Genomic DNA, 13308 nt, shown 5'->3' with positions numbered 1-13308 from the left:
CTGCGCGCACTCTACCGCGTGAGCTGCTCTTTACAACGTTGCACACAACGTTGTAGAAAGGGCTGCACGCGCGCCGTGACCGCGGTCACCCGCGCCGCCGGCGGTCGACGTCCGGCCCGCACCGGCGGGCACCGCGACCGACGGCCTTCGCCCGCGACGAGAGGTGGTTCCCCTTGCACCAGGCTGCGGTGACGATCGACCCCGCGTTCCGGATCGGACCGGCCGACCGCCGGCTCTTCGGCTCGTTCGTCGAGCACATGGGCCGATGCGTCTACGGCGGGGTGTTCGAGCCCGACCACCCGGCGGCCGACCCGCTCGGCCTGCGCACCGACGTGCTCGACCTGACCCGGGAACTCGGCGTCAGCGTGGTCCGCTACCCCGGCGGCAACTTCGTCTCCGGCTACCGCTGGGAGGACGGCGTCGGCCCGGTCGCCGACCGGCCCCGCCGGCTCGACCTGGCCTGGAAGACGATCGAGACCAACCGGTTCGGCCTGGACGAGTTCATGGCCTGGGCCCGGCTCGCCGACGTCGAGCCGATGATGGCGGTCAACCTCGGCACCCGGGGTGTCCAGGAGGCCTGCGACCTGCTGGAATACACCAACCATCCGGGCGGCACCCAGCTGTCCGACCTGCGCCGCCGGCACGGCGCCGAACAGCCGTACGGGGTGCGGCTGTGGTGCCTGGGCAACGAGCTGGACGGGCCGTGGCAGGTCGGGCACAAGACCGCCGACGAGTACGGTCGGCTGGCCGCCGAGACCGCCCGGGCGATGAAGCTGATCGACCCCTCGATCAGCCTGGTGGCCTGTGGCAGTTCCAACCGGGACATGCCCACCTTCGCCGCCTGGGAGGCGACGGTGCTGGAGCACACCTACCAGCACGTCGACTACATCTCCCTGCACAACTACTACGACCCGTCCGACGGCGACCGGGCCAGCCTGCTCGCCTCCGCCGTCGGGATGGACGCGTTCATCAACGAGGTGATCGCCACCGCCGACCACGTCGGTGCCAAGCTCCGGCAACCGCGCAAGCTCAAGCTCTCGTTCGACGAGTGGAACGTCTGGTACCAGGCCCGGCTGCAGGCCGACCTGGACCGGCGCGGCTGGGTGCAGGCGCCGGCGCTGATCGAGGACGACTTCACCAGCGTCGACGCCGTGGTGGTCGGCGACCTGCTGATCACCCTGCTCCGGCACGCCGACCGGGTCGGCGTGGCCTGCCAGGCCCAGCTGGCCAACGTGATCGCCCCGATCCGGACCCGGAACGGCGGCCCGGCCTGGCGGCAGAGCATCTTCCACCCGTTCGCGCTGACCGCCCGGTACGCCCGCGGCACGGTGCTGCGGACCGAGCCGACCGGCCCGACGTACGACACCGCGAAGTACGGCCCGGCGCCGGTGCTGGCCACCGTCGCGGTGCTGGACGAGGAGTCCGACGAGCTGACCGTCTTCGCGGTCAACCGCGGCGACACCGACCTGGCGCTCGACCTGGACCTGCGCGCCCTGACCGGCCGCGCCGGATCCGGTGCGACCACGGCCGGCCCGACCGGGCTCGGCCACCTGGTGCTGGACGCCGGCGCCGACCCGGACGCGACGAACACCGCGGAGCACCCGGACCGGGTCGTCCCGCGCGAACTGGAAACCCCCACCGTCGACGGCGGCCGGTGCGCCGTCCGCCTGCCGGCCGTCTCCTGGAACGTCCTGCGGTTCGCCGGACGCCCCTGACCGGGTAAGACTCCCTTCCTACGCCCCCGAGGAGCCCTCACATGATGCACAACGAAATGAGCCGACGCCGGCTGCTCGGTCTGGGCGCCGGGCTCGGCGCGGCCACCGCCCTGTCGCTGGCCGGCTGCGGCGGCGGCAAGGACGCCACCCAGGCCGGCAACGGCGGCAAGGACTACACCGGCCCCAAGGTGGACCTGAAGCTGTGGAACGGCTTCACCGGCGGTGACGGTGACATCTTCAAGGCCCTGGTCGACAAGTTCAACTCCGAGCACGCCAACATCGCCCTGGCGGTGACCACCTTCAAGTGGGACGACTACTACACCAAGCTGCCCGGCGCCGTCTCCAGCGGTAACGGGCCGGACATCGCCGTCATGCACATGGACCACCTGGCCACCAACGCCGCCCGCCAGGTGATCATCCCGCTGGACGACGTGGCGAAGGCGCTCGGCCTCAGCGAGGCCGACTTCGCCCCGACCGTCTGGAAGGGCGGCCTCTACCAGGACAAGCGGTACGGCATCCCGCTGGACATGCACCCGCTCGGCTTCTACTACAACAAGGCGGTGCTGCAGAAGGCCGGCTTGGACCCCGCCAAGCCGCCCACCACAAAGGACGACTTCACCGCGGCGCTCACCGAGTTGAAGAAGTCCGGCGTGCAGGGCTTCTGGGTCAGCCCCTTCCAGTTCACCGGCGGGATGACCTTTTACTCGCTGGTGCACCAGTTCGGTGGTTCGGTGTTCGACGCCGAGGGGGCCAAGGCCACCTTCAACGCCGACCCGGCCGTCGAGGCCTGCACCTGGCTGACCGACCTGATCAAGGCGGGCCACTCGCCCGCCAACGTCGGCCAGGACGCGGACTACCTCGCCCTCAAGGGCGGCAAGAACGCCTTCAACTGGAACGGCATCTGGCAGATCAACGACCTGAAGAAGAGCCCCGAGGTGCAGTGGGGCGTCGCGCCGCTGCCGCAGATCGGCAGCAAGCCGGCCGCCTGGGCCAACTCGCACAACTTCACCATCGTCAAGCAGCGTGCCAACGATGCCAACAAGGTCTCCGCGGCCAAGGTGTTCATCAACTGGCTCAGCGAGCACTCGCTGGACTGGGCCAAGGGCGGCCAGGTGCCGGCCCGTAAGACGGTGCGCGAGGGGGCCGGCTTCACGGCGCTGACCGACATCAGCTCGCTCGCCCCCGAGCTGGAGTACGCCGCCTTCCCGCCCGCCGCGCCCGGCGTGGAGGACGTCATGACGACCTTCTACGACGCGTTCCAGCAGGCCGTGCTGGGCAAGAAGACGCCGAAGCAGGCCCTCGACGACGGGGTCGCCAAGGCGGACAAGCAGCTCGCCGACAACCGCAAGAAGTACGGGAGCTGAGCAGCGGTGGCCGACGTCATCGAGGTCGGGGCGGCGCGTCCGGACGCGCCGCCCCGCGCACCGCGCCGCGGCGGGCCCAGCGCCGCCGGCGGCTGGACGAGCCGGTCCACCCCGTACCTGTTCCTCGCGCCGTACCTGGTGCTGTTCGGCGTGTTCGGGCTGCTGCCGATCGGGGTGGGCGTCTGGATGAGCCTGCACATGTGGGACTTCCAGCTGCCCGATGCCCCGTTCGTCGGGCTGGACAACTACCGGGATCTGTTCACCCCCGACTCGGTGGTGTACTCCGACTGGTGGCAGGCGGTCCGGGCGACCACCATCTTCACCGTCGCGTCGGTGCCGCTGCTGGTCGTCGTACCGCTGGGGTTGGCCCTGCTGCTGAACCGCGCCTTCCCCGGCCGGACCTTCTTCCGGGCCGCCTTCTTCGCCCCGTACGTCCTCGGGGTGGCGGTGATCGGCCTGCTCTGGCGCTACCTGCTGGACGCGAACCTGGGCCTGGTCAACCGGTTGCTCGGCGTGCTCGGCCTGCCGGCCGACACGCCGTGGGTGACCGGGCTGCCGTGGGTCTGGATCTCGCTGGTCGGGGTGACGGTGTGGTGGACCGCCGGCTTCAACGCGGTCATCTACCTGGCCGGCCTGCAGGACATCCCGGCGGAACTCTACGAGGCGGCCCGGGTGGACGGTGCCTCGGCCTGGGACCGCTTCCGGCACGTCACGCTGCCCGGCCTGCGCCCGGTGGTGCTGTTCGTGGTGACCACCACCGTGCTCGCCTCGGCCAACGTGTTCGGCCAGTCCTACCTGATCACCCTGGGCGCGCCGAGCAACGAGACCCGCAGCGTGGTCTGGTACATGCTGCAGCACGGGGTACGGGACAACGACGCCGGCCGGGCGGCCGCGATGAGCATCGTGTTCGCCCTGCTCCTCGCGGTGGTCAGCGTCGCCAACTTCCGTATCTTCCGCTACCGGGAAGACTGAGGGGCCGACCGATGACGCTTCGCCGTACCCTGCTCTACGCCGTCCTGGCCCTGCTCACGGCGGTGTTCGTGGTGCCGCTGCTGTGGATGCTGCTCACCTCGTTGAAGAGCTACCCGGATGCCCAGCGGATCCCGCCGACCTGGCTGCCAGACCCGTTCTCCGGGTACGGGTACTCCAAGATCCTCTCTCCCGGCTCGCAGAACCCGGTGCTGCGCTGGTTCCTCAACAGCATGCTCGCCGCGACCCTGCAGACCCTGCTGATCCTGGCCACCGCCTCGATGGCGGCGTACGCACTGGCCCGGCTGCGGTTCGCCGGGCGCGGGGTGACCTTCGGGCTGATCGTGGCCACCCTGTTCGTACCGCCGGCCGCGCTGATGCTGCCGAACTTCCTCATCTCCGACACGCTCGGCTGGCTGGACACCCTGGCCGTGCTGGTGGTGCCCGGCGCGGCCAGCGCCTTCGGGGTGTTCTTCCTGCGCCAGTTCTTCCTGTCGCTGCCCCGGGAGTTGGAGGAGGCGGCGGTGCTGGACGGCGCCAACCAGTGGCAGGTGTTCACCCGGGTGGTGCTGCCGCTGTCCCGGCCGGCGTTGGCCACCCTCGCCGTGCTGTCCTTCCTGACCAACTGGAACGACTTCCTCTGGCCGGTGTTCGTGCTGTTCAGCCCGGACCGGCTGACCCTGCCGCCCGGCCTGGGCCTGCTGCAGGGCAGCTACAACACGGACTTCCCGGTGATCATGGCAGGCGCGGTGCTGGCCAGCGTGCCGGTGCTGATCCTGTTCGTGCTGGCCCAGCGGCACGTGATCCAGGGGGTGTCCCGCAGCGGCCTGAAGGGATGACGGGTAGGTTCGTGACCGGTGTGCCGGGAAGTCTGGTCGGCGGCGGATTCGTTGCGCCCATCCGGACCGTCCGAGACTGAGGAGCCCACCCGATGCACGCCCTCGCCTGGGCCAGCGTCGCCGTCTTCACCGTCGCCTACGTCCTGATCGCCACCGAGCGGATCCACCGGGTCGCGGCCGCCCTCGGCGGGGCGGTGGTGATGCTGCTGATCGGGGCCACCGACGCCAGGAACGCCTTCTTCTCGGAGGAGGCCGGCATCGACTGGAACGTCATCTTCCTGTTGCTCGGGATGATGCTGATCGTCGCGGTGCTGCGGCGTACCGGGGCGTTCGAGTACCTGGCCGTCTGGGCCGCGAAACGGGCCGGCGGGCGGCCGTTCCGGGTGCTGGTCATCCTGGTCGTGGTGACCGCGGTGGCATCCGCCGCGCTGGACAACGTCACCACCGTGCTGCTGGTCGCCCCGGTCACCTTCCTGGTCTGCGAGCGACTCGGCGTGCCGGTGGCGCCGTACCTCATCGCCGAGGCGATGGCCTCCAACATCGGTGGCACGTCGACCCTGGTCGGCGATCCGCCGAACATCATCATCGCCAGCCGGGGTGGCCTGACCTACAACGACTTCGTGGTCCACCTGGCGCCGTTCGTCGTCCTGCTGACGGTGGTCTTCGTCGGGCTGTGCCGGCTGTTGTTCCGGGACGCGTTCCGCTACGACCCGGAGCGGGCCGGTCAGATCGCCTCGCTCGACGAGCGGGACGCGATCCGCGACGGCCGGCTGCTGGGCATCAGCCTCGGCGTGCTGGTGCTGGTCACCGCGGCGTTCGTGCTGCAACAGGCGCTCGGGCTGGAACCGGCGGTGGTGGCCCTGATCGGCGGGCTGCTGCTGCTCGCGTTGTCCCGGCTCGACGCGACCGCCGTGGCCAAGGACGTGGAGTGGCCCACCCTGGTGTTCTTCGCCGGGCTGTTCGTCATGGTCGGCGCGCTGGTGCACACCGGGGTGATCGAGGAGATCTCCCGGGCCGCCACCGAGGCCACCGGCGACCGGCTGCTGCTGTCGTCGATGGTGTTGCTCTGGGGCTCGGCCGTGCTGTCCGGCATCGTGGACAACATCCCGTACGTCGCGACGATGAGCCCGGTGGTCGGCGACATGGTGCACGCCGCCGGCGGCACCGACCGGGCACACGTGCTGTGGTGGGCACTGGCGCTCGGCGCCGACCTGGGCGGCAACGCCACCGCGGTCGGCGCCTCGGCCAACGTGGTCGTGCTCGGCCTCGCCGAACGGGCCGGGCACCGCATCACCTTCTGGCAGTTCACCAAGTACGGCCTGGTGGTGACCCTGGTCAGCATCCTGCTCGCGGTGCCGTACCTCTGGTTGCGCTACTTCGTGTTCGCGGGCTGACCGCCGCGGGCCGGCGGGAAGCCGTCGGGGTCGGGGTCGGCGGCCCGGTGCTCGGTCTCCTGCTCCTTGCGGGCCAGCCGGTTCTTGCGCCGGCCGTAGCCGAAGTAGATGATCCCGCCGATCACCAGCCAGACCCCGAACCGCAGCCAGGTCTCCAGCGACAGGTTCGTCATCAGGTAGAGGCAGGCCAGCGCGGACCCGATCGGCAGCACCGGCGACAGCGGCACCCGGAACGGCCGGTTCAGCGCGGGCTTGGTGCGGCGCAGCACCGGGATCGCCACCGAGACGATCACGAAGGCGAACAGCGTGCCGATGCTGACCAGGTCGGCCAGGGCGGACAACGGCAGGAACCCGGCGAGCGCCGCCACCGCGATCGTGACGATCGCGGTCATCCGGTACGGGGTGCCCCAGCGCGGGTGGATCTTCGCGATGCCGTTCGGGACGAGCCCGTCCCGGGAGACCGCGAAGCCGATCCGGCTGAGGGTCACCAACTCGACCAGGATGACGCTGGTCAGACCGGCGACCGCGGCGATGGACACCAGCACCGCGGCCCAGTTGGCACCGGCCGCCTGGAACGCCGCGGCGATCGGCGCCCCCTCGTCGATCTCGGTGTACGACACCATGCCGACCAGCACCAGCGAGACCCCGACGTACAGCAGCGTCGACAGGGCCAGCGTGCCGATCAGGCCGATCGGCATGTCCCGGCGCGGCTTCTTCGTCTCCTCGCCGAGGTTGGCCACCGCCTCGAAACCGGTGTAGGCGAAGAACACCACGGCCGCCGCGCTCAGCACCCCCGCGATGCCGTACGCCGACGGCGCGAGACCGAACAGCGCCTGGCTCAACGGCTGGGCGAGCCCGCCCTCGCCCTCCTCGGCGGGCTTGGCCGGTGGGATGAACGGGGTGAGGTTGGCCGCCTTCACGAAGAAGAACCCGGCGACGACGATGAACACGCAGATCGCCACCTTGACCACGACCAGCACGTTGGTCACCCGGGCCGACTGCCGGATCCCGACGGTGGCCACCACGCCGAGGATCAGCACGATGGCGATCGCGCCCAGGTTGACGACACTGCCCTCCTCGCCGAACCAGGCGGTCGGCAGGCCGAACAGATTCGCCAGGTAACCGGACCAGCCCCGGGCCACCACCGCCGAACCGAGGGCGAACTCCAGCAGCAGATCCCACCCGATGATCCAGGCGGCGAGCTCGCCCATGGTGGCGTACGCGTAGGTGTAGGCGCTGCCGGCGGTCGGCACGCTGGAGGCCAGTTCCGCGTAGCAGAAGGCGGCCAGCATCGCGACCACCCCGCCGATGGCGAACGAGATCACCACGCCCGGACCGGCCGAGTTCTTCGCCTCGATGCCGGTCAGGGTGAAGATGCCGGTACCGATCACGATCCCGACACCGAACCCCATCAGGTCGATCGACCCCAGTCGGCGACGGAGTTTCGGCCGGTCCTCACCACCCGCGTCGTCGGCCTGCGCGAGCACGTCGTCGATCGGCTTGGTGCGCAGAATCGACACGCGCCTCACCCCTTCCCACCGGCAGGGCCATCCCTGACGACGGCCCGGTGGGGATGCCTGCTACCCGGTCGGCCCGCCCGCCAACCCCGATCCGTCCGTCGACCCGCGGAATCGGGACCGTCGTACCCCGGGGCTACCGTGCTGGCATGCGGTCACCCAACCAGCGGTTCCCGGCCGGGTTCGACGGCCCCGGCACCGACGTCACCGACCTCGGCGAGCTGCTGGTCGGCTATCTCGACTGGTATCGCGAGGCGCTCACCCGCAAGCTCGCCGGGCTGTCCGAGGAGCGGCTCCGCAGCCCGGTCGAACCGCTCGGCTGGTCGCCGCTGGGGCTGGTCAAGCACCTCGGCTGGGTCGAGCGGCGCTGGCTGAGCTGGGGCTTCGCCGCCGAGGACGTGGCCGTCGCGCCACCCGGCGACGACGACGCGGAGTGGCGGGTGTCCGACGGCGAGAGCACCGCCGACGTCCTGGCCGACTACCGGGCCGCCACCGCGCGCGCCCGGGAGATCATCGCCGGCGCGGCACTGTCCGACCGGGCCGCGGTCGGCGGCCGGTTCACCACGGCCGAGTCCGCGCCGACCCTGGGCCGGATCCTGTTCCACCTGCTCCAGGAGTACGCCCGACACGTCGGCCACCTGGACATCGCCCGCGAACTCGTCGACGGCAGCACCGGCGAGTGAACCCGGCCGGTCAGCCGGGATACCAGCGCGGGGTCGGGTCCCTGCGCGTCGCGTGACAGGTCATCGGCCAACCCCGGGTAGTCATCCCCTTGGCCCCCACCGGCGAGCAGGGCGCGAAGGGGGTCACCCCCTGCTGGACCGCCGGCGTCGTCGGCCGGGCCGGCGGCGTCGTCCCGCGTCCGGTCGGCTTCGGCGCGGGCTTCACCGACGGCCGGTTCGAGGGCGTCGACCGGCGAGCCGGCGTACGGGTGGTCGGCGGTGTGGGTGTGGCACCGGTCGCCGCCAGGGACGGGGACCGGGACGGGGTCCCGCTCGGTGATCCGGCGTCGGTGACCGGTTCGAGCCACGACGCCGGCGTTCCGGGGGCCACCCAACCGGCTCCGACCGGGCCGCCCGATCCCGGTGGGAGCATGATCGCGGCCAGACCGCCGACGAGCACCAGGCCGACCACGGCGGTCACCACGACCAGCAGGATCGATCTCCACCGTTCCCCGGCCGACGGGTCCGGCGCGGTCGGGGCGATCGGCCCGGACGCCGGCCGTTCTGCCTGGTCCGAAGAGGACGGCGGGCCGGCGTCTCCCGGTTGTGCTTGGCTCACCGGGAGAGTGTGCGCAATGAGGCGGCGCAGCGATACCCACCGATCGGCCGATCGGTGGAGAAACTTCGCCGGACGGTCAGCCCTCCGGATCGAGGGCCAGCACCGTACGGCCGCCGTCCACCGGCAGCGTCACGCCGGTGATGAAGCTGGCGTCGTCGGAGAGCAGGTGGGCCACCGCCGCGGCCACCTCGGCGGTACGGGCCGGCCGGCCGAGCGGGTGCAACTGGCTCAGCTCCGCCTCGATCCGGGCCACCGCCTCGGGCGACTGGCCGGCCAGGAAGCGCTGGTGCCGTTCGGTGACCACGGAACCGGGCGCGACGGCGTTGACCCGGATCCCGTGCGGGCCGTACTCGACCGCCAGGGCCCGGGTCAGTCCCTCGATCGCCGCCTTCGCCGTCACGTACGGCGTGCAGCCGGGCACCGCCCGCCGGGCCTGGTGCGAGGAGACGTTGACGACGGCACCGCCCGTACCGGCGGCCAGGAACCGGCGGATCGCGGTGGCGCAGCCGACCACGGCCGGGTTCAGGTTCGCCCCGATCAGGTCGACCACCTCGGCGGTACGGGTGGAGTGCACCGACGCGTCCCGGAACACGGCGGCGTTGTTGACCCACCCGGTCAACCGGCCGGCCGACTCCGCCAGGTCGGCGGCCCGCTCGGCGACCGTCTCGTCGGCGGCGTCACCGACCACAGCCCGCACCCGGTCACCGGCCGGATGCCGGTCCACCCAGTCCAGCGCGGCCGGGTCGAACTCGATCGCGACCACCGTGTCGGCGCCGCCCAGCAGCCGCTCCACCACCGCCCGACCGATGCCGCGTCCACCCCCGGTGACCACGTACGACCTGTCCACCCCAGTCCCCCTCGACGATCCGCCGGCCATCGGGAGCCAACCCTATGCCGGCACCTCGGCTCACCGCCCGGCCTCGGCCCGGCTTCGGCCCGGGGCGTCCCGCGGACGGGACCGGTCAGAAGGCGCGCCAGCGCAGCTTCCCGTCGGAGTTGCTCTTGCGACAGATCGCCGGCCGGCCATCCCCCGTCACGCCGAACGCGCCCTCCGGTGAGCAGGGTGCGTTGGGGCGTACCCCCTGTTGGATCGACGGCTGGGTGGGCGACCGGGGCGCGGACGGTGTCGTCGGTCGCTTCGTCGTGGGCCGCGCGGCCGGCGTGCTCTCCCCGGTGGCCTTCGGCGGCGGGGTCGGCGACGGGCTGGCGGACGGCGACGGCGTGCCCGGATCCGTCGTTCCGGCGCTGGTCAGCGGGCCGTCCGACGCCTCCGGGGTGCTGGGATTCAACCAGCCCGCCGGGGCCGGGCCGGACGGCCCCGGCCGGAGCACCAGGACGGCCAGCCCACCGATGAGACACATCCCGACCACGGCCGCCACCGTTATCAGGGCGGCGCGCTTGGTCCGCGACTGCTCGCCCGCCGGCGGGTCCACCGACGGCGAGGCCCCGGCCAGGCCGCCGGGCAGGAATGCCTGTTCTGCCGGCGGCTGCCCGGGTGCGGGCACCCGGGCGTGGCCGGTGGCGCCGGTCGCCGCGGACGACTGCGGCCGTCCCCGCGGCAGCGGCGGGACGGCCGGCGGCGGCAGGACCGGCGGTGCCGGCTGACCCGACGGCGGGACGGCCGGCAGGTGCTGGGTGGAGTCCACCGGACGGTAGGGCGGCGGGGGCAGCGGCCGCCCAGGGTCGTGCGGCGGGTGCGGTTGGCTCACCGGAGCATTCTGCTGGGTGGCCCGGTGCACCGATACCCCCGATCGGTCACCGTTCGCCGTGCGGTGTCACCTTTCGCCGTGCGGTGTCACGTTTCGCCGGGGTCGGCCGGGAGGGGGCGGCGGGTCATCGCTCCCGGGCCCCGCCGGCCGGCCGGTGGCGCGGCAACCGGGACGTAGGGTTGGCAGGTGACGACGACCGCGCGGGAGACGATCGAGGCGGTGCTGCGGGGCACCCTCGGCTACGAGGCCGGCCTGGACGCCCTGCTCGTCGCACCGCCGGCCCGGGTCGACCCGGCGTTGACCGCCGCGCTGCGGGACGCCTGCGCGGCCCGCTGGCAGGGTGGCTGGCAACCGGTCGAGTTGCACCGGACGATCAGCCGGCGCGGCCAGCCCATCCACGCCGAACTGGTCACCGACGCCGTCGCCGCCCAGCTGCGACGTTTCCCCCCGGCCACCGTCGACCCGCGATGGCGGGAGCAGGCCCGGGCGCTCGACGCGCGGGTGTGGTGGACCGACGACGCGGCCTACCTCGGCGAGTTCGCCGCCCGTCGGCGGTCCGACCGGGTCGCCGTGCTGGATGCCGTGCTGACCACGCACGCGCTGCTCGCCGAGCTGCCGCCGATCGAGATGCTCGTCCCGCCCCCGGGCACGACGGCCGCGCCGGGCCGCCCCGACGTCGGCGCCGCCCGGGTCGACACCCGACTGCTGGATCGGGTACGCGCCCTGCTGGCCAAGGCCGAGTCGACCGGTTACCCGGCCGAGGCGGAGGCGTACTCGGCCAAGGCGCAGGAACTCGTCACCCGGCACAGCCTGGCCGAGGCGTTGCTGACCGTCCGGGCCGGCCACGGGAACGTGCCGGCCCAACCGCTGGCCCGTCGGATCGGCGTGGACCACCCGTACGAGGGGGAACGGGCCGCCCTGCTGGACGCGGTGGCCCGGGCCAACCGCTGCCACACCGTCTGGTCGCCGGAGTTCGGCTTCAGCACCGTGTTCGGCTTCGACGTCGACATCGACGCCGTCGACCTGCTGCACACCTCGTTGCTGGTGCAGGCGCACCGGGCGATGGCCCGGACCGAGCCACCGGGTGGCAAGGCCGGCCGCAAGCGGCTGAAGGCGTACCGGCAGTCGTTCCTGGTGGCGTACGCGGTCCGGATCGGCGAGCGGCTGGCCGACGTGACCCGGTCCGCCCTGGCCGGGTCCGGTGCCGACGCCGACCCGGCGACGGCCACCGACCGGGCCGACCTGCTGCCCGTGCTGGCCGCCCGGGACGAACAGGTACGCGAGGCCATGCACCGGGTCTTTCCGCGTACCGTCCGGGCCCGCGGCGGCCGGGTCGACAGCCGGGCCGGCTGGGAGTCCGGCCGGGACGCCGCCGACCGCGCCGACCTGCACGCCCCGGCGCCACCGACCCCGGTACGCGCCGACGGCTGAACCGCCCGGCCGACCGTCCTTTTCGATACCTGGGTTAATTCCATTGCCACCGGGGACAACCCGGCCTTACCTTTGAATGGCACGAGGAAACAGCCACACCAAACCGAGACCAGGAGCTTGCCGTGTCGCAGCGATACGCCATCGAAACCACGCGGTCCATGCCGCGCGGTGGTGTGCTGCTGCCCTCGATCGGGCTCGCGCACCGCCCGTGTGCGAGCCGATGGAGCAAGCACCTGACCAGGTGGCCCGACTGACGTCGAATCGACGCTCGGTCGCCGCCCACCCGGTCTCGGGAACGGGCGGCTTTTCGTTTCCCGCAATAGGGGTGTAGCTCAACGGGAGAGCACTGGCCTCCAAACCCAGGTGTTGCAGGTTCGAATCCTGTCGCCCCTGCTCGACCCCGGCGCCCGACCGGCGGTGTCGAACATTGAGAACTCCACAGTGAATGCAGTCGGGTACGCACACACGGGCTCGTAGCTCATCGGGTAGAGCGCCTGTCTTGCAAACAGGAGGTGGCAGGTTCGAGTCCTGCCGGGTCCACGGCCGGGGCGGCGCCCCGGAGCGCGGAAGGGTGGCCGAGTGGTTTATGGCACTGTCCTGCTAAGGCAGCGGCGCGTCGTCGCCCGCGGGTTCGAATCCCGCCTCTTCCGCCAAGTCGTCGTAGCTCAGTCGGTGAGAGCGCGGAGCTGATAACTCCGAGGCCGCTGGTTCGAGTCCAGCCGACGACACCACGCCCCGGTAGCTCAACGGGAAAGAGTGCCGGTCTACGAAGCCGTAGGTTGCAGGTTCGAGTCCTGCCCGGGGCACGAAAGGTCGGGACGCGGTGCACCCGACCGTGGAAGGTGGCACCCATCGGTGGGTAACCGGCCTCGAAAGCCGGGCGGTCGGCAACGACCAGGGTTCGACTCCTTCACCTTCCTTCACACGCCGCTGGCTCAATCGGTAGAGCAGCTGACTCTTAATACTCCAGCAGGAGATCCGTTCTGGCCTGCTGGAGCGGTGTGGTTTTGTCCGTGGGCGTGGAGCAGCCACCGCTGAGTCTCGTGGTTGTGTGGACCCAAGATACGGCGGTGGCTGCCGCCTACAGAG

At 71.8% G+C, this 13308-nt stretch carries 11 protein-coding genes and 6 tRNA genes; 13 read left to right on the top strand and 4 right to left on the bottom strand.

The annotated features are described in order from the left end of the window. Positions 1-173 precede the first annotated feature (173 nt). From arfA to ACFOX0_RS12305, 5 genes are all read left to right on the top strand, one after another. Complete coding sequence (gene arfA / locus ACFOX0_RS12325; protein WP_449288855.1) at positions 174-1715, top strand: arabinosylfuranosidase ArfA; 1542 nt, start codon at positions 174-176, stop codon at positions 1713-1715. Positions 1716-1756: 41 nt separating this feature from the next. After that, positions 1757-3079 carry an ABC transporter substrate-binding protein gene (locus ACFOX0_RS12320; protein ID WP_377544925.1) on the top strand — a complete coding sequence of 441 codons (1323 nt, stop codon included), beginning with the start codon at positions 1757-1759 and terminating at the stop codon, positions 3077-3079. Positions 3080-3085: 6 nt separating this feature from the next. Next, entirely contained in the window at positions 3086-4051 is a 966-nt protein-coding gene (locus ACFOX0_RS12315) for a carbohydrate ABC transporter permease (protein WP_377544923.1), read from the top strand. Between the two features lie 11 nt (positions 4052-4062). Then, positions 4063-4887 carry a carbohydrate ABC transporter permease gene (locus ACFOX0_RS12310; RefSeq protein WP_377544921.1) on the top strand — a complete coding sequence of 275 codons (825 nt, stop codon included), beginning with the start codon at positions 4063-4065 and terminating at the stop codon, positions 4885-4887. A gap of 92 nt (positions 4888-4979) precedes the next feature. Further along, positions 4980-6281 (top strand): ArsB/NhaD family transporter, encoded by a 1302-nt coding sequence (locus tag ACFOX0_RS12305; protein ID WP_377544919.1) that lies wholly within the window; start codon positions 4980-4982, stop codon positions 6279-6281. Here ACFOX0_RS12305 and ACFOX0_RS12300 read toward each other — a convergent pair. After that, positions 6260-7801, bottom strand: a complete 1542-nt coding sequence (locus tag ACFOX0_RS12300) for an APC family permease (protein ID WP_377544917.1) — start codon at positions 7799-7801, stop codon at positions 6260-6262. The genes ACFOX0_RS12305 and ACFOX0_RS12300 overlap by 22 nt on opposite strands. 146 nt (positions 7802-7947) lie before the next feature. Between ACFOX0_RS12300 and ACFOX0_RS12295 the strand changes: the two genes are divergently transcribed. After that, entirely contained in the window at positions 7948-8481 is a 534-nt protein-coding gene (locus ACFOX0_RS12295; RefSeq protein ID WP_377544915.1) for a DinB family protein, read from the top strand. Positions 8482-8491: 10 nt separating this feature from the next. Here the strand turns inward: ACFOX0_RS12295 and ACFOX0_RS12290 are convergent, their stop codons facing one another. From ACFOX0_RS12290 to ACFOX0_RS12280, 3 genes are all read right to left on the bottom strand, one after another. Next, a complete protein-coding gene (locus ACFOX0_RS12290) occupies positions 8492-9079 on the bottom strand; it encodes a hypothetical protein (RefSeq protein ID WP_377544913.1) in 588 nt (195 codons plus the stop codon). Positions 9080-9155: 76 nt separating this feature from the next. Beyond that, positions 9156-9926: an SDR family NAD(P)-dependent oxidoreductase gene (locus ACFOX0_RS12285; RefSeq protein WP_377544911.1), complete on the bottom strand. Its 771-nt coding sequence runs from the start codon at positions 9924-9926 to the stop codon at positions 9156-9158. Between the two features lie 115 nt (positions 9927-10041). Then, a complete protein-coding gene (locus ACFOX0_RS12280) occupies positions 10042-10788 on the bottom strand; it encodes a hypothetical protein (protein ID WP_377544909.1) in 747 nt (248 codons plus the stop codon). Between the two features lie 186 nt (positions 10789-10974). Here ACFOX0_RS12280 and ACFOX0_RS12275 point away from each other — a divergent pair, with 186 nt between their 5' ends. The 7 genes from ACFOX0_RS12275 to ACFOX0_RS12245 all read left to right on the top strand — a co-directional run bounded on the left by ACFOX0_RS12275 (position 10975) and on the right by ACFOX0_RS12245 (position 13139). Then, positions 10975-12219, top strand: a complete 1245-nt coding sequence (locus ACFOX0_RS12275) for a DUF2786 domain-containing protein (protein ID WP_377544907.1) — start codon at positions 10975-10977, stop codon at positions 12217-12219. A gap of 321 nt (positions 12220-12540) precedes the next feature. Then, positions 12541-12612, top strand: a tRNA-Trp gene (locus ACFOX0_RS12270). A 74-nt stretch (positions 12613-12686) separates the two neighbouring features. Next, positions 12687-12759: transfer RNA gene (locus tag ACFOX0_RS12265), tRNA-Ala, on the top strand. Between the two features lie 25 nt (positions 12760-12784). Then, positions 12785-12872: transfer RNA gene (locus tag ACFOX0_RS12260), tRNA-Ser, on the top strand. Position 12873: 1 nt separating this feature from the next. Beyond that, a tRNA-Ile gene (locus ACFOX0_RS12255) sits at positions 12874-12950 on the top strand. A gap of 1 nt (position 12951) precedes the next feature. After that, positions 12952-13025 (top strand) — tRNA-Arg (locus tag ACFOX0_RS12250). Positions 13026-13056: 31 nt separating this feature from the next. Beyond that, positions 13057-13139: transfer RNA gene (locus ACFOX0_RS12245), tRNA-Ser, on the top strand. Positions 13140-13308: the final 169 nt, after the last annotated feature.

This window comes from Micromonospora zhanjiangensis, from assembly GCF_042650605.1.
Lineage (GTDB): Bacteria > Actinomycetota > Actinomycetes > Mycobacteriales > Micromonosporaceae > Micromonospora_J > Micromonospora_J zhanjiangensis.
The sequence above is the reverse complement of the archived record's forward strand: the minus strand, read 5'-3'. Positions and strand labels throughout refer to the sequence as shown.

Bases quoted from the DNA above. Each gene is read 5' to 3' on its own strand.
- ACFOX0_RS12295 (WP_377544915.1), top strand. From the start codon at position 7,948: ATGCGGTCACCCAACCAGCGGTTCCCGGCCGGGTTCGACGGCCCCGGC.
- ACFOX0_RS12320 (WP_377544925.1), top strand. From the start codon at position 1,757: ATGATGCACAACGAAATGAGCCGACGCCGGCTGCTCGGTCTGGGCGCC.
- ACFOX0_RS12310 (WP_377544921.1), top strand. From the start codon at position 4,063: ATGACGCTTCGCCGTACCCTGCTCTACGCCGTCCTGGCCCTGCTCACG.
- ACFOX0_RS12305 (WP_377544919.1), top strand. From the start codon at position 4,980: ATGCACGCCCTCGCCTGGGCCAGCGTCGCCGTCTTCACCGTCGCCTAC.